We start from the raw sequence: 20,656 nt of genomic DNA on the forward strand, positions 1-20,656 counted from the left end.
GGTGGTGAACCAGTCGGCGGCGCTGTGCGCCACCTGTTCCAGGGTGCCGGGCTCCTCGAAGAGGTGGGTCGCCCCCGGGATCACCGTCAGCTCGGCCGTGTCCGGCAGCGCCTCCTGGGCCTGCTCGTTGAGCGTGATCACCTGCTCGTCCAGGCCGCCGACCAGCAGCAGCGTGGGCGCGCGCACCTGATCGAGCGCGGCGCCGGCCAGGTCGGGACGGCCACCACGGGAGACCACCGCGCCGACGAGGTCCGGCCGGGCCGCCGCCGCCACCAGGGCGGCGGCGGCCCCGGTGCTGGCCCCGAACAGCCCGATCGGCACGGCGCCGAGGGGTCGCTCCGCCGCCAGCCAGTCCACGATCGCGGCGAGCCGACGGGCGAGCAGGGGGATGTCGAAGCGCAGCTCGGCGGTACGGGCATCCACCTGGTCCTCGGCCGGCGTCAGCAGGTCGACCAGCACGGTGCCGAGGGCACTGCGGTTGAGCACGTGCGCCACGGCCGTGTTGCGCGGGCTGTGCCGGGAGCTGCCGCTGCCGTGTGCGAAGAGCACCACGCCGGCCGGCTCCGCCGGGACCAGCAGGTCGGCCGGAAGTTCGGCGTCCCCCGCCGGGATCGCCACCGCGCTGCTGCGCACGTCCATCTCGCCTCCGTACGTCCTCGGTCGTCCCCGTTCCGGCCGCATACCCGTCCCCGGCGCCGGCAAGCGGCCCCGGCACCCCCGGCGTTTGTCGCCGAGGGGCCCGGGTAGGCGTCGGGTGACCGCAGACCGTACCGGCGCAGCCGCGCCCCGACGGATCGCGAGGATCGCCATGGCCCAGCAGCAGCGGGAGACCCGGCAGCAGACCACCGACCGGGACCGGCGGGAACAGGACACCGAACGCGGCCGGGACTGGGCGGACGACGCCGCCCAGGCGCGCACGGCCGACGACCCGCGGGCGATGGCGCCCCGCGACGCGGCGGACCGCCCGTCACAGGGCAGGCCGCTCTGACCGAAGCCGCCGGGCGACCGGCACCAGGGTCCTACACCGCCGGCCCGCCGTCGTCGACGGCGGGCCGGCGGTCGGTCACGGCTCGCTCTCGGGCAGGCGGAGCAGGGGAGCCCGGCCGGGGGCCTGCTCCGGGACGGGGCCCGACACCTCCGCCGCGGGGATCGGCATCGTCACCGGCTCCCCGCAGGTGACCCGGACCGGCTCACCGTGGTGCCGCAACTCCAGCACGTCTCCCGGGTCGCCGTAGCGCAGCGCGTACGTGGTCTGGTGCCGCCGGACGTCGACCCGCAGTCGCATCCCGCGCCACTGGAGGGAGAACTCCAGCCGCTCGAGCCGGCTCGACAGCCGCGGCGCGAAGGAGAGGTTGCCGTCGTGGTCGCGCAGCCCGCCGAACCCGCCCACCAGGGCGATCCACGCGCCGGCGAGCGAGGCCATGTGCACGCCGTCGCGGGTGTTCTCGTTGAGGTCGTGCAGGTCCATCAGCGCGGCCTCGCGCAGGTACACGTGCGCCAGTTCGGGGTGGCCCACCTCGGCCGCCAGCACGGCCTGCGTGCACGCCGACAGCGACGAGTCGCGCACCGTACGCCGCTCGTAGTAGAGGAAGTTGCGCAGCTTCTCCTCCGGCGTGAAGGCGTCGCCGCGCCAGTGCATGGCCAGGATCAGGTCCGCCTGCTTGACGACCTGCTTGCGGTAGAGGTCGAAGTACGGGTAGTGCAGCAGCAGCGGGTACTTCTCCGGCGGCGTGTGCACGAAGTCCCACTCCTGGAGCCGGGTGAAGCCCTCCACCTGCTCGTGGACGTCGACCTCCTCGTCGTACGGGATGTGCATGGACGCCGCCGCGTCCCGCCAGGCTGCCGCCTCCTCGTCGGTCACGCCGAGATGGAACGCCTCGTCCCGGTAGCGCATGACCGCGTCGGCCGCGCTGATCAGGTTCCGTTGTGCCATCAGGTTGGTGTAGATGTTGTCGTTCTTCACCGCCGTGTACTCGTCTGGGCCGGTGACCCCGTCGATGTGGAACTGGCCGTGCCGGTCGTGGTGACCCAGCGACCGCCACAGCCGGGCGGTCTCCACCAGCAGCTCCAGCCCGATCTCGCGTTCCAGCTCGGTGTCCTGGGTGACCTGGACGTAGCGCCGCAGCGCGTCGGCGATGCCAGCCGCGATGTGGAAGGCGGCGGTGCCGGCCGGCCAGTACCCCGACGACTCCGGCCCCTCGATGGTGCGCCAGGGGAACGCCGCGCCCTCCAGGTTGAGCGTCCGGGCCCGCTCGCGCGCGGCGGCCAGGGTGCCGTGCCGCCAGTGCAGCGCGTCCCGCACGGCGGCCGGTTGGGTGTAGGTGAGCACAGGCAGGACGAACATCTCCGTGTCCCAGAACGCGTGCCCGTCGTACCCCGGACCGGTCAGGCCCTTCGCGGCGATGGGCCGCCGCTCCGCCCGGGAGCCGGCCTGGAGGACGTGGAACATGCCGAACCGGACTGCCTGCTGGATCTCCGGGTCGCCCTCCACCACCACGTCGGCGGCGTCCCAGAACTCGTCGAGGTATTCGCGCTGCTCGCGGAGGAGCCCGTCCCAGCCGTCGATCCGCGCCCCCGTCAGGGCGGCCTCGACCTGGTCGCGCATCGCCGGCAACGACCGGCGGCTCGACCAGCCGTACGCGAGGTACTTGACCACGCGCAGCGTCTCGCCGGGCTGGAGCACGCACCCGATCGTGGTACGCACCCAGTCCTCGTACCCCTCGGATTGGCTGGTCGTGCGCCCCGGTGCGTACACCTCGTGTTCCATGGCGGCGGCCACCCGCAGCCCGGAGACCTTGGTCCGGTGGATCAGCAGCCCGCCGTCGGCGGTGGTGAGTTCCTCCTCGGCCTGCAACGGCGACTCCAGCACGGCCGCGACCCGCGGGTCCCCGCTCTGCGCGGGCAGCGCCTCGTTCGCCACGAGTTCCGACTGGAGGATCAGCCGCAGCGGGCCGTCCACCGCCTCGACCTCGTAGCTGATCGCGGCGACGGCACGCTGGGTGAACGAGACGAGCCGGGTGCTGCGGACCTTGATCTCGCGGCCGGCCGGGGAGCGCCAGTGCAGTTCCCGGTGCAGGGTGCCGGCGCGCAGGTCGAGGACCCGTTCGTGGGCGAGGAGCTCGCCGTAGCGGACGTCGAGCGGCTCGTCGTCGACGAGCAGCCGGATCAGCTTGCCGTTGGTCACGTTGACGACCGTCTGGCCGGACTCGGGGAACCCGAAGCCGGCCTCGGCGTACGGCAGCGGGCGCAGCTCGTAGAAGGAGTTGAGGTACGTGCCGGGCAGGCCGTGGGGCTCCCCCTCGTCGAGGTTGCCGCGCAGCCCGACGTGCCCGTTGGAGAGGGCGAAGACCGACTCGGACTGGGCCAGGACGTCCATGTCCAGCCGTATCTCCCGGACGTGCCACGGCTCGACCGGATAGGCCCGTTCCCGGATCACGCGGTCTGCCCGGTGTCGAGCAGGTCGGCGAGGTCGGTGACCACGACGTCGGCGCCGTGGGCCAGCAGCTCGGCGGCCTGGCCGACCCGGTCCACCCCGATCACGTACCCGAACCCGCCGGCGCGGCCGGCGGCGACCCCGGCGAGGGCGTCCTCGAAGACGGCGGCGTTGCGCGGGTCGACCCCGAGCAGTTTCGCGCCGGCCAGGAACGTGTCCGGCTCGGGCTTGCCGCGCAGCCCCTCGGCGCGGGCGACGAGCCCGTCCACCCGCGCCTCCAACAGTGGTTCCAGCCCGGCGGCGGCGACCACCTCCCGGCCGTTCGCGCTGGCCGTGACGACCGCCCGGCGCAGTCCGGCGGCACTCGCCGCCTCCAGGTACGCGACGGAGCCGGGGTAGACGTCCACGCCGTGGGTGCGCAGCCGCTCCAGCAGCAGCACGTTCTTGCTGTTGCCGACCCCGTTGACGGTGTCGGCGTCCGGCGGGTCGTCGGGCGACCCCTCGGGCAGCACGATGCCCCGGGAGGCGAGGAAGGTGCGCACCCCGTCGGCGCGCGGCCGGCCGTCGACGTAGCGGTTGTAGTCCGGCCCGGGGTCGAAGGGACGGAACTCCGCGCCGGTGGTGGCGGCGTGGCGGCGCAGGAAGGCGTCGAACGTCTCGGTCCACGCGGCGTTGTGCACCCGGGCGGTCTGCGTCAGCACACCGTCCAGATCGAAGAGACAGGCGGTCACGTGAGCAGGTAGGCCCAGCACGGTACGAATCTATCCAGACCTCCGCGCCCGTAAACCGCTTTCGGTGCGCTTGCCGCGCGGCTCAGTTCGGGCGCAGCGTCCAGACCACGGTCATCCCGCCGGTCGGCTTGCCCTCCTCGGTGGCGATCTCCACCTGGACCGGGAACTCCGGCCGGCGGCCGGACTCCAGTTCCGCGACCACCTCGGCGACCGGCCGGTCGAGGCGCGCGGTGGCCAGGACGGGGCCCATGGCCAGCTTCCGGTACGCGATCTCGGCCCGCACGGCCAGCGGCGTGGCCCGGTCGAGCAGTTGCCCGAACGCGGCCAGCACGACCGCGCCGGAGGCGGTCTCGCCGAGGGTGAACATGGCCCCGGCGTGCGGGCCGCCGACGTGGTTGTGGGTGGCCGGCGAGTCGGGCAGTCGGACGGTCACCCGTACCCCGCCCTCCGCCTCGGGGGCCACTTCGACGAATTCGATGCCGAGCGTACGGGCGAACGGCACAGCCTCCAGCATGCCGGCCGCCACCTGGCGCGAGTCGATGGCCATGGCCCGACGTTACTAGCCGGTAACTTTGTCGGCAAGGACCGCCCCCGTCAGCGCCAGCCCACGTCGATCCGGTCGCCGCGCTCGTCGAAGAAGTGCAGCGCGTCCATGCGTACGGAGACGGCCAGGGGGTGCCCGGCGGCGATCCCCGGGTACGGCGCGAGCCGGACCGCGAGCTCGGCGGGGCGCCGGTGGTGCCGGCCCGGGTCGTTGAGCACGCTGGTGCGGGTGGCAGCGACCGGGGCGGGGGCCTCCTCCTCGGGGGCGCGCCCGGTCAGCCGCTGCATCACCTGCCCGAAGCGGCGCAGGCCGCGCTGGCCGGTGGGCGCCCCCTCCGTCCGGGTGCCCATCTCGTCCACCACGATCGCGGTGGCCCCGATGTCGAGGAAGGCGAGCGACTCGTGCCCGTGGTGCTCCAGGTAGCGGATGCGGCCGTGCAGCACGGCGCCCTGGGTGTCCGGCGCGACCGGGGTGAGCGCCTCGGCCCGCATCCCGACCACGATCCGCTCACCGTGGTAGTGCGCGACCGCCCGGCTGCGGATGTCGTCCCACGGCAGGTGGAGCGCCTGGTCGCCGAGGGTGAGGGTGACGTAGCGGTCGAGGTGGACGTAGACCGAGGCCTCCAGCAGGTTCATCCGCGGGCTGCCGAGGAACGCGGCCACGTAAAGGGTGGCCGGGCGGCCGTAGACCTGGGTGGGGGTGCCGACGTCCTGGAGGACGCCCTTGCGCATGATGGCGACCCGGTCGGCCATGGTCAGCGCCTCGGCCTGGTCGTGCGTGACGTAGATGGTGGTGACGCCCAGCTCCCGGGTCAGGCCGGAGATCTCGGCGCGCAGTTCGGCCCGGAGCCCGCTGTCGAGGTTCGACAGCGGCTCGTCCATCAGGAAGAGGCCCGGACGGCGCACGATCGCCCGGCCCATCGCGACCCGCTGGCGTTGCCCGCCGGAGAGCTGGCTGGGCTTGCGGCCGAGTACGTCGCCGATGCCGAGCGCGCTGGCCACGTCGGTGACCCGCTCGCCGCGCGGCTCGGGCTCCAATCCGGCCAGCTTGAGCGGGAAGGCGATGTTGTCGCCGACGGTCATGTGCGGGTAGAGCGCGAAGTCCTGGAAGACCATGGCGATCTTCCGGTCGCGCGGCGGCAGGTCGTTGGCCAGCTCGCCGTCGAGCATCACCGCGCCCGACGTCGGGTCCTCCAGCCCGGCCACCATCCGCAGCACCGTGGACTTCCCGCAGCCCGACGGGCCGAGCAGCACCATGAACTCGCCGTCGTTGACGTCGAGATTGACGCTGTCGACGGCGAGGGTGCCGTCCCGGAACACCTTCGTGACATCCTTGAGTGCGACGGTTGTCACCGTGCCCTCCCCCCACCTCGTCGACCGAATCCCGAATGACTGTGACGAGGATCATGCGGTTCGCACATCGGGTAAACGTGCCATGTTCGGCTTGTGACGGCCCTGTGACGCCCACCCGGCGGGACGAGCCGGCGTCAGCGGGGTCCGCCTCCCGCCTGCGACGCCGGGGCCAGCGCGCCGACTCCGCGCGCCGGCCGTCCGGCGGTGGCCGGTTCGCCGAGGAAGACCCGGCGGACGACCCGCTCGGCGGCGTGGCCGTCGTCGAGCGCACAGAACCGGGCCCGGAACCGCTGCCGGGCCGCGCGCGCCGCCGCCGAGTCGACGCCGCCGGCGCTGAACAGGTCGAGCAGGTCGGCGAAGCTGGTGGCCACCGCGCCCGGCGGCTCCGCCGTCACGTCGAAGTAGACGCCCCGGGCCAGCCGGTACGCCTCCCAGTCGGGGGCGTAGACGACGATCGGCCGGTCGAGCACGGCGTAGTCGAACATCGCCGAGGAGTAGTCCGTGATCAGCACGTCCGCGACGAGGTAGAGGTCCTCCACGCGCGGATGGCCGCTGACGTCGCGTACGCGGTCCCGGTCGGCGGGGCGCCGGGCGCGTAGGTCCCGGTCGTGGAAGTAGTGGCTGCGGATCAGCAGCCGACCGGCCGGGCCGAGCACGTCGAGCAGCCGCTCCGGGTCGAAGGGCGGCCGGTAGCCGGGCAGGTGCTCCCGGTGCGTCGGGGCGTACAGGACGACCCGTTCGTCGGGCCCGAGGCCGAGTTCGGCACGCAGCCGGCGCACCTCCCCCGCGGTCGCGGTGACCAGCCGGTCGTTGCGCGGGTAGCCGACCTCCAACGTGGTGTACGCGGCCGGGTACGCGCGCTCCCACATCTGGCTGGAGAAGCTGTTCGCGCTGACGCTGTAGTCCCACCGGTCCACCCGGCGCAGCAGCCCGGCGAAGTCCATCCCGACCGCGCCGACCGGGTACCGCTGCTGGTCCAGGCCCATCACCTTCACCGGCGTGCCGTGGTGGGTCTGCACGTGCACGCTGCCCGGCCGCTTGCGGACGTGGTCCGGGAAGTTCACGTTGTTGACCAGCCACCGCGCCCGGGCCAGCGCCCGGTAGTACGCGGGCGTCCCGGCGACCACGTACGCGACGCCCTCGGGCACGGTGTGCACGCGGTCCCGCCGGACGATCCACACCCCGCGCACCTGCGGCGCCAGCCGCCGGGCCGCCTCGAAGATCGCGGCCGGGTTGTCCGAGTAGCCCCGGTACCAGTAGGCCGCGTAGACGGCCAGCGTCGGATCGACCGGGCGGCGCAGTTCGGCCCGGTAGTACTCGCGCAGCAGGGCGTCCCGGGCCAGCCGGGCCGCGCGCCGGGCCGGGGGCGCGACCCGCCGCTTCGCGCTCCGCGCGGTACGCCGGGCGACGTCCCGCGCGCGGTAGGCGGTGCGCAGCGCGCTGAAGGTACGCCAGCGCCCGGCCGCCACCAGCCGGTGCTTGAGCCCCTCCGCGCCCGCCGGGGCCGGATAGCCACCGGGGGGCAGCCAGCGCGCGTGGTCGGCGGTGATCTGGGCGAAGAAGGCCGGCCGCAGCTCGGGGTCGATCCGCTCCCCGTTGCCGAGCACGCTCAGGTAGTGCCAGATCATCCGCTCGAACAGCGCGGGACGCAGGTCGTCGACCGCCGGCCCCCAGGCGTCCATCAACCGGAACACCCGGTGCCACTGGTCGAAGACCTCGAAGTGCCGCTCGCCCCTGGTCCTGGTGATCGCCCCGGTGCGGCGCTGCCGGTAGTTGACGCAGACCCGGTCCAGCACACCGATCCGCTCGGCGGCCATCAGCACGGGGTAGCTGAACGAGACGTCCTCGTACCAGCCGGGGGCGAAGCGCAGCCCCTCCTCGATCAGGAACTGCCGGCGGACCAGCCGGTTCCAGGCGGTGTGCAGCAGCCGCAGCGTCTCGGGCCGGTCCCGCAGCCGGAAGGTCTCCTCGCCGGGCGGCTCCGGGAACACCTCTTCCATCGCGCTGCGGCTGGTGGCGTCGTTCCAGTGCGTCCGGACGTGGTCGACCAGGAGCACGTCGGGGCGGGTCGCGCGGAGGCGCTCGACCACCTCGGGCAGGCACTCCGGGGCGAGCCAGTCGTCGCCGTCGACGAACCAGACGTACTCGCCGGCGGCCCGGTCCAGCCCGATGTTGCGGGCCGGACCGAGCCCCACGTTCTCCGTCAGCCGGACGGCGCGCATCCGCGGGTCGCGGGCCGCGTACTCGGTGAGGATCTCGCCGCTGTCGTCGGGCGAGCAGTCGTCGACGCCGATCACCTCGATGTCGGCGACCGGCTGGCCGAGAATCGAGTCGAGGCATTCGCGCAGGTATCCCTGCACCCGGTAGGCCGGCACGACGAAGCTGATCAGTGTCATCGGCCGGCCCCTGTCGTCAGCCCGGCGAGCGACCTCCCGCGCCGACCAGGCCCACCGACGCCCGCGCGGCGCGGGCGGGCAGGACGACCCAGGCGAGGGCGACACTCCCCACGAAAACCACGAGAAGGTACGTACCGAGTGTAGCCATCCCGATACCCGCAAAACCGACGATCGCCGCCAGGGCCAGCAGCACGGACCGGCCCTCCCAGCCCAGCGTGCCGCCATGCAGCGGCGGGGCGGACTGCCGCTTCTCCAGCCGCGCGGTCAGGTCGTAGTGGTGCAGGGTCAGCACGAAGACGTACCCGAAGATCAGCCACGGCGGCACGTCGCCGACCACCCCGACCGCGATGGCGAACAGGAACTCGCCCGCCCGCAGCGCGGCCGGCACCAGCCAGTCCAGCGGCCCGGCGTGCGTCGCGCCCGCGCCGAGGCCGGCGACCAGCAGCACCAGCAGCGCGACCGGCACCGCCCACCGCGGGACCTCCGCCCCGTCGCGGGTCAGCAGCGCCGCCACCAGCAGCGCCGCCGGGCCCAGCGCCGCGACGACCGCCAGCGCCAGCGGGCCCACCGGCCGGAGCGCCGGCAGGAGCGCCGGCAGGAGCCGGGCCAGCGGCCCGTCGTCGCGGTGCAGGGTGGCGTCGACCGTGTCCAGCACCGGCACCCGCATCCAGCGGGCCCGCAGCGTACGCAGCGCCCCGGTGTACGCGAAGGCCAGCACCCCCCAGGCCAGCACCGCGTACAGGCTGACCAGCGGGCCGAACAGCGCCACCGTGATCGCGATCAGCGCCCACCGCTCCCCGATCGGGAAGACCACCGTGCGCTTCAGCCAGTACGACACCGAACCCGTGTCGGCCTGCACCCGGTTGGAGGCGGCGTTCAGCTTGTCGCCGATGCCACCGCCGGCGGTGCCGACCGCCTTCGGCCGGCGCGCCGCCTCGTCGTGCAGCACGCCGTACCAGGTGTCCGTCATGTGCCGGACGGTCTGGAGGGTGATCGCGGCGATCGCCAGCGCCCAGCCGTACCGGAAACCGGCCTGGGTGGCCCCGTAGCCGAGGCCGGCGTAGACCACGTACTCCTTCGCCCGGTCGGCCATCGTGTCCAGCCAGCCGCCCCACGCGCTGAAGTGCCGGGTGTAGCGGGCGACCTGGCCGTCCACGCAGTCCAGCACGAAGCCGAGGTAGAGCAGCACCGCCCCGGCGACCAGCGCCAGCCGGCCGCCCGTACCGAAGAGCACGGCGGCGGCCACCGCGAAGGCCACCGAGATCATCGTGACGGCGGTCGGGCCGAGCCCGAGCTTCGCCGACGCCTTCGTCACGTACGGCGACCAGGTGCTGACGAAGAAGGTGGTGAAGAAGTCGTCCCGCTCCTTCACCGAGAGCTTCAGCTCGGCCCGGTCCTCGTCGACGGCGGCCACGGCCGCCTCCGCGGCGGCCAGCCCCGCCGGGTCGCCCACCCGGTGCGCCACGAGCAGGCGTACCCGCTGGGCGAAGGTCAGCACACCGAGCCCGGCGAGGCCGGCGAAGAGCCGGTCCACGGCGGGCCCGGCCGGCGGCGGCGCGGCGGCCGACGGCGCGCCGACGGGCACCACCCCGGCGGCGGCCGCGCGCGCGGCGGCGGCGAGCGACGGCAGGTCGTCGACGCCGACCCGCAGCGCGCCACCGAACACGCCGGTGGCTTCGCCGTCCAGCGCCTGCGCCGGTCCGGCCCCGACCACCTGGCCGCGCTCCTCGCGCACGGCCGTGTGGCCGTCGCCGGGCGGGTCGGTGAGCACCAGCGCGACCGTCGGCCCCACAGGGCTGGTGGCCAGGTGCCGCAGTACGGCGGTGTGCGCGACCAGGTCGGCGCCGGTGACGAGCACCGGCTGCGTGGCCGCGTCGACGAGGTCGGCCAGCTCGTCCAGGCCGGCGGCGTGGCGCACCTCGTGCGCCCCGGCGCGCCGGAGCTGGTCGGCCAGCCGGTCGGCGAGGTGCTCGCCCGAGCGGGTCGGCAGGCTCGCGGCCGGTGCGTCGGCGGCGAGCACGATCGCGAGCGTCACCGCGGAACCGCGACGTGGTATGCGTGCAGCGCCTCGGCGATCGTGCCGTCGACGCCCACCCGGCCCCCGTCGAGGTACAACCCCCGACGGCAGAACCGGGTCAGGTCCTTTTCGTTGTGTGACACCAGCACCAGAGTGCGCCCCTCCCCGAGCAGACGGTCGATCGTCGCATAACACTTCTTGCGGAACTCCTCGTCCCCGACCGCGGTCACCTCGTCCATGAGCAGGATCGGGTGCGGCAGGTGCGAGATGATGGCGAAGCCGAGCCGGACCTTCATGCCGGACGAGTAGTGCCGCACCGACGTGTCGACGGCCCGCTCCACCTGCTCGCCGGCGAACGAGACGATGTCGTCGAAGTGCCGCCGCAGGTAGCCCGACGGGAGCCCGTGCAGGCCGCCGACCAGGTAGAGGTTCTCCCGCCCGGTCAGGTCGTTGGAGAACCCGGCGGAGAGTTCCAGCAGCGGCGCGACGTCCCCGCGCACCCGGATCCGGCCCTCGTCGGGGATGAGCACGCCGGCGATCAGCCGCAGCAGGGTGCTCTTGCCCGTGCCGTTGCGGCCGACCACGCCCACGGTCTCCCCGGCCCGGACCGAGAACGACACGTCCCGCAGCGGCCAGAACCGCCCGTCGTCCGCGCCGCGCCGCCCCCGGTGGATCAACAGCTCCCGCAGCCGCAACTGCCGCCGCCGGTTGCGGACGAACCGGATGCCCAGCCCCTCCGCCTCGATGATCGGATCGGCCATCCCTACAGTTCCTTGAGCACGGCGGGTTCGAGCCGGCGGAACGACCACCAGCCGGCGGCCAGCACCAGCAGGCTGACGCCGACGGAGGTGGCGAGCAGCCGGGCGTCCGGGAACTCGTCCGGGTACCAGACCGAGTGGTGCAGCTGGAAGATGCCGACCAGCGGATTCAGCTCGTAGGCGACCTTCAGCCAGCCCGGCAGGTCGGCGTCGCGCACGAGGCTCAGCGGATAGATGATCGGGGTGGCGTAGAAGAGCACCCGGACGACCAGCCGCATGAAGCGCTCGACGTCGCGCATCAGCACGTTTACCGCCGAGAGCAGCAGCGCCAGCCCGACCAGCAGGACGGCCTGCACCGCCACCGCGAGCGGCAGGGCCAGCAGCGACCAGCCCGGCTCGACCCGGCCGGACGCGGCGTACCCGACGGCGACGGCGAGCAGGATCGGCAGGCCGGCGGCGTACTCGGCGAAGCGGCCGGTGACCCGGCCGATCGGGAAGACCTGCCGCGGCACGTTCATCGTCGTGATCAGCCGGGCCTGGCCGGTCAGCGCGTTGGTCGCCTCGCTCAGCGCCGAACTGGTCCACATCCAGGCGAAGATCCCGGTGAGCAGGAACAGCGGGTACGAGTCGGCCGCGTCGCCGAGGTGGCGGTTGGTGTCCCGCGAGTAGAGGATCCCGAAGACGAACCAGTAGATGGCGCCCAGGCCGAGGGGCTCGATCAGCGACCAGAGATAGCCGAGCACGGACTGCTGGTACTTCACGGCGAGGTCGCGCCGGACGAGGATGCGCAGCGAGGTGCGGTGCGACCACAACGCCGCGACGCCAGAGGTCACCGCCGCCTCCCGCCTCACCGGACGGACGACAGGCTAGCAGTCGATGAACGAACGCCCCCTCAGCACTCGATCACGTTGACGGCCAGTCCGCCGCGCGCCGTCTCCTTGTACTTCACCTTCATGTCCGCGCCGGTCTCGCGCATGGTCTTGATGACCTTGTCCAGCGAGACGTGGTGCACCCCGTCGCCGCGCAGCGCCAGCCGGGCGGCCGTGATCGCCTTGATGCTAGCCACCGCGTTCCGCTCGATGCAGGGGATCTGCACCAGACCACCGACCGGGTCGCAGGTCAGGCCCAGGTTGTGCTCCATGCCGATCTCGGCGGCGTTCTCCACCTGCGCGGGGGTGCCGCCCAGCGCCTCGGCCAGCCCGGCGGCGGCCATCGAGCAGGCCGAGCCCACCTCGCCCTGGCAGCCCACCTCAGCGCCGGAGATCGAGGCGTTCTCCTTGAACAGCACGCCGATCGCGCCCGCCGCCAGCAGAAACCGCACCACCCCCTCCTCGGAGGCGCCCGGGGAGAACCGGGTGTAGTAGTGCAGCACCGCCGGAATGATGCCAGCCGCCCCGTTGGTCGGCGCGGTGACGACCCGGCCGCCGGCCGCGTTCTCCTCGTTGACGGCCAGGGCGAAGAGAGTCACCCAGTCCATCGCCCGCAGCGGGTCGGCGGGATCGGACTCCGTCTCCAGGCTGCGGCGCAGCTCGGCCGCGCGGCGGCGGACCTTCAACCCGCCGGGCAGCACCCCGTCGCGCGAGCAGCCCCGCTCGACGCACTCGCGCATCACCCGCCAGATCTCCAGCAGGCCGGCGCGCACCTCGCCCTCGCCGCGCCACGACAGCTCGTTGGCGAGCATCACCTCGCTGATCGACAGCCCCGTCGACGCGGTCACGCCGAGCAGCTGCGCGCCGGTGAGGAACGGGTGCCGTACCCGGGTGGCGTCGGGCCTGATCCGGTCCGCCCCGGCCGCCGCCTCGTCGACCACGAAACCGCCGCCGACCGAGTAGTACGTCCGTGCCCGCAGCTCCGCGCCCCGGTCGTCGTACGCGACGAAGGTCATCCCGTTGGGGTGGTACGGCAACGACCGGCGCCGGTGCAGCACCAGGTCACGGTCCGGGTCGAAGTCGATCTCGTGCGCGTCGAGCAGGCTCAGCCGGCGCTCGGCACGGATCCGGGTGATCCGCGCGTCGACGGTGTCGGTGTCGACGGTCTCCGGGGCCTCGCCGGCCAGCCCGAGCAGCACCGCCCGGTCGCTGCCGTGGCCGTGCCCGGTCGCGCCCAGCGAGCCGAAGAGCTCCGCCTGCACCCGTGCCGTGCCGGTCAGCAACCCGTCGGCCTTCAGGCCCGCGACGAAGGTACGGGCGGCCCGCATCGGCCCCACCGTGTGGGAGCTGGACGGCCCGATGCCGACACTGAAGAGATCGAAAACGCTGATCATGGCTGCACTTCCTCGCCGTCGTACCTCGTGGGTCTCCGGCACGGTCGTGGCCGGCCCGGTCGGGGCGGCCGTCCGGCACCCGGGGGTGTGGGTGCCCGACCGGCGAGCCTACCCGCCCAGCTCAGCCCCTGCCGCCAGCCGCGACCGGTCGGCACGTCCCGGCGGGTCCCGGGGGCGTCGCGGGGCCGGTTCCCGGGTAACCACCTACGGGTACGGGCACCGCCGATCCTCCTCCGGACCGAGGGCGCGGTGGCCACCCCTTCCTACCGTTGAGGGCAGAGGCGGCGAACGCCGCAGAGTGGGAGTACGACGATGAGTCGCAAACTGGTCCGCCCCCGTCAGGGGCGCATGATCGCCGGCGTCTGTGCCGGCCTGGCCCAGCGTTTCGGCAGGTCGGCCGGCTTCATCCGGCTGCTGTTCCTGCTGTCGCTGCTGCTGCCCGGCACCCAGGTGGTCGTCTACCTGGTGCTCTGGGTCCTGATGCCGAACGAGGACCGCTACGCCGCCGCCCGCTACTGAGCCCCGCCCCCGCCGAAGCGGGGGTGAGCACGAGGCGCCCGTCCCGTCGACCGGGGCGGGCGCCGTCGCGTCGTGGGCCCACCGTCACGGGGCGGTGTAGGTGACCGTCACCTTCTCGTAGCCGAGGGAGCGCAGCAGCCCCTCCAGCATCTTGCGGGTGTTCTCCTCGGCCCGCTGGGTCAGGCCGCTGTCGCGGGCGGCGGTGGTGATCCGCTCCTCGGCGAGCTGGTAGACCTGCTGCTGGCGGTTGGGGTCGCCCTTGACCAGCTCGCCGACCCGGTTGAGCAGCCCGCGCTCCTCGGCGAAGACGTAGCTCTTCTCCAGGTCGAGGTTGGTCTTGCCGAGCTGCGGCGCCGGCAGCCTGATCTCCACCGACTTGCCGTCGGCCGACTCGACCACCGCACCCTCGGAGATCTTGGCGAAGTCGACGTACGCCTCCACGCTGCCCGCCCCGACGAAGAGGGTGCGCTGGCTGAGCAGCCAGTCGGGCACGTTGCGCCGGTCGTTCTGGAGATCGACGACCACCTGGAAGTTGCCCTCGGCCGCGACGTAGCGGCTGAGATCCTGGATCGACTTGAGCAGCGGCGGCTGGCTGCGGTCGGTCTGTTCCTTGGCGAACGGGTTGCGGAAGTCCGGCAGCAGGCCGGTGGCCTGCACACCGAGCAGCACCACCACCGCCAGCGCCGCCGCGCCGAGCACCCAGAGCAGGCCGCGCGCGGGCCCGCCGGCCGGTGGTGGTGGCGCACCCGGATCCGGTTCGGTTGTGACAGCCGACCGCTCCTTGAGCGCCTCGCCGGTCGGATAACCGGGGAACTCCCTCGTGGGCTCGTTGATGTCACCGTCGCGGGCCATGGCCCTCACCGTCCTCGTCAGACACGTCGTCTGGAGATGACGGTACGGCTCCGGTGCGACAGCCGCTCGTCGAAGGGCGCCGGCAGACGAAACCGCCGCGTCGAATCCGCGAAATCGCAGGTCAGTACGGGTCGGACGGCCGGCGGGTCGCGCTCACTCGATCGGGCCGGAGAGGACGAGCACTCGGGCGTGGATCTGGTTGCGCTGCTGGAGCGCCGCGCGCAGGGCGCGGTGCAGCCCGTCCTCCAGGTAGAGCCCGCCGTTCCACTGCACGACGTGCGGGAAGAGGTCGCCGTAGAAGGTGGAGTCCTCGGCGAGGAGCTTGTCCAGCGCCAGCTCACGCTTGGTGGTGATCAACTGGTCCAGGCGCAGCGGCCTCGGCGGGATCTCCGCCCACTGCTTGAGCGTCAGGTTGTGCTCCGGGTAGGGACGCCCGTCCCGGACCGCTCTGAAGATCACGACGGCACGCTCCCCTCCCCCTGGCCGGGCCGACCCACGACACCGGGTCGGGTCGCGGCGCGGCACCGCGACCCGCGGCACCGATGACCGTGCCAGCGTAGCGGGCTGCACCACACCGCGTTCTGCTCCCCGATGTCAGTTTCGCCACCCGCCATCCGGATCGCCACCGGAGGAAACACCCGACGGCCCGTCCGGCGCCGGTCAGCTCCAGCGCCCCCGCCGGACCACCTCGTCCACCGGGCGACGCCCCCGGCGCAGGGACGGTGACCGGTGGTCAGCCGCACGATAACCCACCGTGACGGCACCGACGGGCTCGTACTCCCCCGGCACCCCGAACGCCTCCCGGTAGGCGTCGAGGCGCTGCGCGGGGATGCCGAAGAAGCACGCCCCCAGCCCCTCGTCCACGGCGGTCAGCAGCATCAGCAGGGCGGCGAAGCCGGTGTCCACGTACCAGTAGGGCACCGGCCAGCGCTCGGTCGAGCGGTCCGCCCAGCCCTTGTCCGGTTCCGCGTAGCGCTCCAGGTAGGCCGACCGGTTCGCGTGCGGGACGACGATCAGCGGGGCCCGGCGCATCCCCGCCAGCCACCGCTCCCGGCCGCCGCCGCCCGGCGTGGTCGCCGCCCAGAACCGCTCCCGGTCCTCCGGCGCCTCCAGCACCAGGAAGCCCCAGCCCTGGGCGAAGCCGGCCGACGGCGCGCGGACCGCGTGGTCGAGCAGCCGCTCCACCACGTCGGGCGGGACGGGCCGGTCCGGGTCGTAGTTGCGCACCATCCGGCGTCGCCGGACCACCTCGCCGAACTCCATGCGCTCCCCGCCTCAGGCCCCGGGCCGTACGCCCCAGGCACCCCGCCAGGTCGCGCCCGGCTTCAGGGTGATCACGTCCCGGCCCGAACGGAACGCGTCCGGCGGGCAGGTCATCGGCTCCACCGCCACGGAACGGCGCCGCCGCTCGCCGGGCAGGGCGTCGCCGGTGAACACCTGCCACCAGCCGAACTCCCGGTCCGCCCAGATCCGTACGCCCGCCGCGCCGTCCGGGGCCGCCAGGCTGACCACCGAACCGCCGTCGTCGTCGCGGATCACGTCGCCGAAACAGAGGTCGAGCCGGGCGCCGCCGATCCGGCGGGGGCTGGTCCAGTCGTACTCGGTGCCGGCGACCGGGGTGCCCCCGATCGGCAGCAGCCGCCCGTCCACCTGCAACCGCGTCCGGGCCGGCAGCCGCATCGACAGGTCGTCCACCGCCACCCCGGGCACCCGCAGGTACGGGTGCACCGCGAAGCCGAACGGCGCGGGCTCGGCACCGAGGTTCGTCGCCTCGTGCTCCGCGCGCAACCCGTCCGGGCCGACGCTCCAGCGGGTACGCAGCCGCAGCGGCCACGGGTAGCCCGGCTGCGGCGGCAGGTCGTAGCCGACGGTCACCGCGTCGGACGACTGCTCCACCAGCCGCCACGGCACCCAGTTGACCAGCCCGTGGATGGCCACGCCCCGGTCCGGCTCGCTGAGGGTGAGCTGCAACGACCGCTCACCGAAGGTGTAGCGCCCGTCGCGGATCCGGTTCGGCCAGGGGGCCAGCACCTGTCCCGCGCAGCCGGGACAGATCTCGTCGGCGGCGTACCCGTCGAGGTGGTCGGTCCCGTCGTGCCGGTATGTCCGGACCCCACCGCCCACCTCCACGATGACGGCCTCGTGGCCGGCGGCGGAAATGGTCCACTGCGCGCCCGAGGGCGGACGCTGGTCGGGGGTGTCCATGCGGGCGACCCTAACGGTTCCCGCCCCGCCGTCGCTCGCCCCGACCCGTCCCGTCACGCCTTGTCACCGCCGGAGGGGTCCGCCGCCCGGTAGCGCAGCAGCACCGGGAAGGCCACCGCGAGCAGCACCGCGAGGGCCGCCGAGAGCAGCCCGCCGCCGACCCAGGCGACGCCGCCGCCGAAACCGGCCGCCACCGCACCGGCCCGCAGGTCGCCCAGGCGCGGGCCGCCGGCGATGACCACCGTGTTGACGCCCATCAGCCGCCCGCGCATCCGGTCCGGCGCGTAGACCAGCAGCATCGACTGCCGCAGCACGGCGCTGACCAGGTCGGCCGCCCCGGCCACCGCGAGCAGCAGCACCATCAGCCAGAGCTGGCCGGCGAGGCCGGCCGCCGCGATCGCCAGCCCCCAGCCGACCACCGCCAGCACCAGCACCAGCCCCTGCCGGCGCAGCCGCCCGATCCACCCGGAGGTCAGCCCGCCGAGCATCGCGCCCGCCGCGATCGCGCTGTAGAGCCAGCCGACGGCCGCGCCGCCGCCGAACCGGGACTCGGCGATCTCGGGGAAGAGCGCCCGGGGCATGGCCAGCACCATGGCGATCAGGTCGATGACGAAGGAGAGCATCAGCACCGGGGTGGTGGCCAGGTAGCGCAGGCCGTCGACGATGCTGGCCAGCCCGGCCCGCCGTGGGGCGGCGGACGCGTCCGGGTCCGGCTCCGGCGGCATGGCCGGCAGCTTCACCGTCGCCCAGACGGCGACCGCGTAGAGCACCGCGTCGGCCGCGTAGGCGATCGGCAGGCCGAGGTCGGTGCCCCACCAGGCGAAGATCAGGCCGGCGGCCAGCGGGCCGACCACCGAGGCGGCCGTGTAGGTGGTGAAGTTCAGCGTGGTCGCCGCCGGCACCAGCTCCGCCGGCACCAGCCGGGGCAGGATCGCGTTGCGGGTGGGCGAGCTGATCGCGAAGGCGATCGACTGCACCGCCACCAGGACGAGCAGCAGCAGCGGGCTGCCGATCCCGAGCACCGCCTGCACCGCCAGGCCGAGCGTGGCGGCCCAGAGCACCGCCGCCGTCGCCAGCAGCACCTTGCGCCGGTCGTGCGCGTCGGCCACCGCGCCGCCCCAGAGCCCGAAGACCAGCAGCGGTACGAACGCCGCGATCCCGATCAGGCCGACCCAGAGCGAGCTACCGGTCAGCGCGTACATCTCCACCGGCACGGCGACGGCGGTGAGCTGGATGCCGAACATCGCGATGCCGTTGCCGAGCCACATCCGCCGGTACGCCGGCACGGCCAGCGGGCGCACGTCGATCGCGAACCGGCGCAGCCCGGTCGGCCGCGCGTCCTTGAGCTGGGTCACGGCGCCAGCCGCTCGACGGTCCACTCCCCGGGCCCGGTGAGCCGGAACCGCAGCCGGTCGTGCAGCCGGCTGACCCGGCCCTGCCAGAACTCCACCGACTCCGGCCGCACCCGCAGGCCGCCCCAGTACGGCGGGGCGGGGATCGGCTCGACCTCGGCGAACCGCTCCGCCGCCGCCCGGTACGCCTCGTCCAGCACGGTCCGGTCGGAAATCACCCGGGACTGGGTGCTGGCCCAGGCGCCGAGCTGGGAGCCGCGCGGCCGGCTGGCGAAGTACGCCTCCGTCTCCGCCCGGTCGACCCGCTCGACCCGGCCGGCCACCACCACCTGCCGGTGCAGCGGGAACCAGGGGAAGACGAGGCTCACGTGCGGGTTGACGGCCGCCTCGGCGCCCTTGCGGGACCCGTAGTTGGTGAAGAAGACGAAGCCCTCGGGGTCGTACCCCTTCAGCAGCACGGTGCGCGCGCTCGGGCGGCCCGCGGCGTCGGCGGTGCCGACCACCATCGCGTTCGGTTCGGGCAGTCCGGCGGCGACCGCGTCGGCGAACCAGCGGGCGAACTGGCCGTGCCAGTCGGCGGCCAGATCCGTCTCGGAAAGGCCCAGCTCCCGGGCGTACTCGTTACGCATACCCGCCGGCCGGACTGTGTCCCCCGTCACGTTCCCCCTCCTCGTCGTCGACCCGGCCCACCGCCTGCGGCGCTGGCCAGCCCGCACTGCACAGTGTCACCGACGCGGTCCGGGCCGCCCGGACCGGGGATGTCGTGTGCGGCACAGTCGCAGTGGGTCGCGAATCCGGTTACCCAGCAGGCAAGATGTCACGAACACATCCCTGAGGGTCGCCTAAGGCGCTCGCCCGGCTGGGCCGGGACCGGAGCCCCGGGCGGGCGCACCGAGCAGATCCAGGAGAGCGACATGGCCGATTTCAAACCCGGGCTCGAGGGCGTCGTAGCCTTCGAGACCGAGATCGCCGAACCCGACCGCGAGGGCGGCGCGCTGCGCTATCGCGGCGTCGACATCGAGGATCTGATCGGCCAGGTCTCCTTCGGCAACGTGTGGGCGCTGCTGGTCGACGGGCGGTTCGGCCCGGGGCTGCCGCCGGCGGAGCCGTTCCCGGTGCCGGTGCACTCCGGTGACATCCGGGTGGACGTGCAGTCCGCGGTCGCGATGCTGGCCCCGTACTGGGGTCTCAACCAGCTGCTCGACATCTCCGAAGAGCAGGCCCGCGAGGACCTCGCCCGGGTGTCGGTCACGGCGCTCTCCTTCGTCGCCCAGTCGGCGCGCGGCCTGGGCCTGCCGGCCGTGCCGCAGAAGGAGATCGACAAGGCGTCCACCATCGTCGAGCGCTTCATGAAGCGCTGGCGGGGCGAGCCGGACCCGCGGCACGTCAAGGCGGTCGACGCCTACTTCATCTCGGCCGCCGAGCACGGCCTGAACGCCTCCACCTTCACCGCCCGGATCGTCGCCTCCACCGGCGCGGACGCCGCGGCCTGCATCTCCTCCGGCATCGGCGCCCTCTCCGGCCCGCTGCACGGCGGCGCCCCGTCCCGCGTGCTCAGCATGCTGGAGGCGGTCGAGCGCAGCGGCGACGCCGAGGGCTACGTCAAGGGCGTCCTCGACCGGGGCGAGCGGCTGATGGGCTTCGGCCACCGCGTCTACCGGGCCGAGGACCCGCGCGCCCGAGTGCTCCGCCGCACCGCCAAGGAGCTGGGCGCGCCGCGCTTCGAGATCGCCGAGGCGCTGGAGAAGGCCGCCTTGGCCGAGCTCCAGGCCCGCCGGCCGGACCGGGTGCTCGCCACCAACGTCGAGTTCTGGTCGGCCGTGGTGCTGGACTTCGCCGAGGTGCCGGCGCACATGTTCACCTCCATGTTCACCTGCGCCCGGATGGGCGGCTGGAGCGCGCACATCCTGGAGCAGAAGAAGCTCCAGCGGCTGGTCCGCCCGTCGGCCCGCTACGTCGGCCCGGGCACCCGCAAGCCGAGCGACGTCGAGGGCTGGGACGCCATCCCGCACGGCGTCTGAGATGTGAGGAAGGGCCCCCTCCCAACGCCTGGCGTACAGGAGGGGGCCCTTCCTTGCCTCCGGGTGCGGCGCACTGGCACGGATTGTGGTGGACGCCTCAACGTCGCTGGTGGGATCAGCGGTCGGCGCGGCCGGCGCGGGTGGGAGGATGAGGGCCGGCAGTGACGCCGGACCGGGCCCGGGTCCCGGCCACGTCGTGCGCCTGAGCGCGCG

Annotated in this window: 19 protein-coding genes; 3 read left to right on the forward strand and 16 right to left on the reverse strand. The window is 73.6% G+C overall.

Annotation, left to right across the window (positions count from 1 at the left end):
• Positions 1 to 639: dienelactone hydrolase family protein (locus tag F6X68_RS10755; RefSeq protein WP_151454128.1), on the reverse strand; the 639-nt coding region annotated here is incomplete at its 3' end.
• A 169-nt stretch (positions 640 to 808) separates the two neighbouring features.
• Between F6X68_RS10755 and F6X68_RS10760 the strand changes: the two genes are divergently transcribed.
• Positions 809 to 988 carry a hypothetical protein gene (locus F6X68_RS10760; protein ID WP_132231888.1) on the forward strand — a complete coding sequence of 60 codons (180 nt, stop codon included), beginning with the start codon at positions 809 to 811 and terminating at the stop codon, positions 986 to 988.
• Between the two features lie 75 nt (positions 989 to 1,063).
• Here F6X68_RS10760 and F6X68_RS10765 read toward each other — a convergent pair whose 3' ends face one another.
• The 9 genes from F6X68_RS10765 to F6X68_RS10805 form a co-directional block, all read right to left on the reverse strand.
• Positions 1,064 to 3,436 carry a glycoside hydrolase family 65 protein gene (locus F6X68_RS10765; protein WP_151454129.1) on the reverse strand — a complete coding sequence of 791 codons (2,373 nt, stop codon included), beginning with the start codon at positions 3,434 to 3,436 and terminating at the stop codon, positions 1,064 to 1,066.
• Positions 3,433 to 4,185, reverse strand: coding sequence for an HAD-IA family hydrolase (locus F6X68_RS10770; protein ID WP_151454130.1), 753 nt, complete (start codon positions 4,183 to 4,185; stop codon positions 3,433 to 3,435). Before F6X68_RS10770 ends, F6X68_RS10765 begins: the two co-directional genes overlap by 4 nt.
• Before the next feature lie 61 nt (positions 4,186 to 4,246).
• Positions 4,247 to 4,711 carry a DUF4442 domain-containing protein gene (locus tag F6X68_RS10775; protein WP_151454131.1) on the reverse strand — a complete coding sequence of 155 codons (465 nt, stop codon included), beginning with the start codon at positions 4,709 to 4,711 and terminating at the stop codon, positions 4,247 to 4,249.
• A 47-nt stretch (positions 4,712 to 4,758) separates the two neighbouring features.
• A complete protein-coding gene (locus F6X68_RS10780; protein WP_151454132.1) occupies positions 4,759 to 6,060 on the reverse strand; it encodes an ABC transporter ATP-binding protein in 1,302 nt (433 codons plus the stop codon).
• 134 nt (positions 6,061 to 6,194) lie between these two features.
• Positions 6,195 to 8,456, reverse strand: a complete 2,262-nt coding sequence (locus tag F6X68_RS10785; protein WP_151454133.1) for a bifunctional glycosyltransferase family 2 protein/CDP-glycerol:glycerophosphate glycerophosphotransferase — start codon at positions 8,454 to 8,456, stop codon at positions 6,195 to 6,197.
• Between the two features lie 16 nt (positions 8,457 to 8,472).
• Positions 8,473 to 10,491 (reverse strand): DUF5941 domain-containing protein, encoded by a 2,019-nt coding sequence (locus F6X68_RS10790; RefSeq protein ID WP_151454134.1) that lies wholly within the window; start codon positions 10,489 to 10,491, stop codon positions 8,473 to 8,475.
• Positions 10,488 to 11,234, reverse strand: coding sequence for an ABC transporter ATP-binding protein (locus tag F6X68_RS10795; protein WP_151454135.1), 747 nt, complete (start codon positions 11,232 to 11,234; stop codon positions 10,488 to 10,490). Before F6X68_RS10795 ends, F6X68_RS10790 begins: the two co-directional genes overlap by 4 nt.
• A gap of 2 nt (positions 11,235 to 11,236) precedes the next feature.
• Positions 11,237 to 12,064 (reverse strand): ABC transporter permease, encoded by an 828-nt coding sequence (locus tag F6X68_RS10800; protein WP_151454136.1) that lies wholly within the window; start codon positions 12,062 to 12,064, stop codon positions 11,237 to 11,239.
• 59 nt (positions 12,065 to 12,123) lie between these two features.
• Positions 12,124 to 13,494, reverse strand: a complete 1,371-nt coding sequence (locus tag F6X68_RS10805) for an L-serine ammonia-lyase (RefSeq protein ID WP_151454137.1) — start codon at positions 13,492 to 13,494, stop codon at positions 12,124 to 12,126.
• Between the two features lie 312 nt (positions 13,495 to 13,806).
• Between F6X68_RS10805 and F6X68_RS10810 the strand changes: the two genes are divergently transcribed.
• Positions 13,807 to 14,013, forward strand: coding sequence for a PspC domain-containing protein (locus F6X68_RS10810; RefSeq protein ID WP_121396981.1), 207 nt, complete (start codon positions 13,807 to 13,809; stop codon positions 14,011 to 14,013).
• Positions 14,014 to 14,097: 84 nt separating this feature from the next.
• Here F6X68_RS10810 and F6X68_RS10815 read toward each other — a convergent pair whose 3' ends face one another.
• The 6 genes from F6X68_RS10815 to pdxH form a co-directional block, all read right to left on the reverse strand.
• Positions 14,098 to 14,865 carry a DUF4230 domain-containing protein gene (locus F6X68_RS10815; protein ID WP_151454138.1) on the reverse strand — a complete coding sequence of 256 codons (768 nt, stop codon included), beginning with the start codon at positions 14,863 to 14,865 and terminating at the stop codon, positions 14,098 to 14,100.
• Between the two features lie 153 nt (positions 14,866 to 15,018).
• Positions 15,019 to 15,324 (reverse strand): type II toxin-antitoxin system VapB family antitoxin, encoded by a 306-nt coding sequence (locus tag F6X68_RS10820; RefSeq protein WP_089002310.1) that lies wholly within the window; start codon positions 15,322 to 15,324, stop codon positions 15,019 to 15,021.
• 201 nt (positions 15,325 to 15,525) lie between these two features.
• Positions 15,526 to 16,128 carry a nitroreductase family protein gene (locus F6X68_RS10825; protein WP_151454139.1) on the reverse strand — a complete coding sequence of 201 codons (603 nt, stop codon included), beginning with the start codon at positions 16,126 to 16,128 and terminating at the stop codon, positions 15,526 to 15,528.
• Positions 16,129 to 16,140: 12 nt separating this feature from the next.
• Positions 16,141 to 17,070: an aldose 1-epimerase family protein gene (locus tag F6X68_RS10830; RefSeq protein WP_151454140.1), complete on the reverse strand. Its 930-nt coding sequence runs from the start codon at positions 17,068 to 17,070 to the stop codon at positions 16,141 to 16,143.
• Between the two features lie 53 nt (positions 17,071 to 17,123).
• Positions 17,124 to 18,425 carry an MFS transporter gene (locus tag F6X68_RS10835; RefSeq protein WP_151454141.1) on the reverse strand — a complete coding sequence of 434 codons (1,302 nt, stop codon included), beginning with the start codon at positions 18,423 to 18,425 and terminating at the stop codon, positions 17,124 to 17,126.
• Positions 18,422 to 19,051, reverse strand: coding sequence for a pyridoxamine 5'-phosphate oxidase (gene pdxH, locus F6X68_RS10840; protein ID WP_151454155.1), 630 nt, complete (start codon positions 19,049 to 19,051; stop codon positions 18,422 to 18,424). The genes F6X68_RS10835 and pdxH overlap by 4 nt, the downstream gene beginning before the upstream one ends.
• Positions 19,052 to 19,336: 285 nt before the next feature.
• Between pdxH and F6X68_RS10845 the strand changes: the two genes are divergently transcribed.
• Positions 19,337 to 20,443 (forward strand): citrate synthase 2, encoded by a 1,107-nt coding sequence (locus tag F6X68_RS10845; RefSeq protein ID WP_151454142.1) that lies wholly within the window; start codon positions 19,337 to 19,339, stop codon positions 20,441 to 20,443.
• Positions 20,444 to 20,656 lie beyond the last annotated feature (213 nt).

The sequence above is a fragment of the Micromonospora sp. AMSO12t genome, from assembly GCF_008806585.1.
Taxonomy (GTDB): domain Bacteria; phylum Actinomycetota; class Actinomycetes; order Mycobacteriales; family Micromonosporaceae; genus Micromonospora; species Micromonospora reichwaldensis.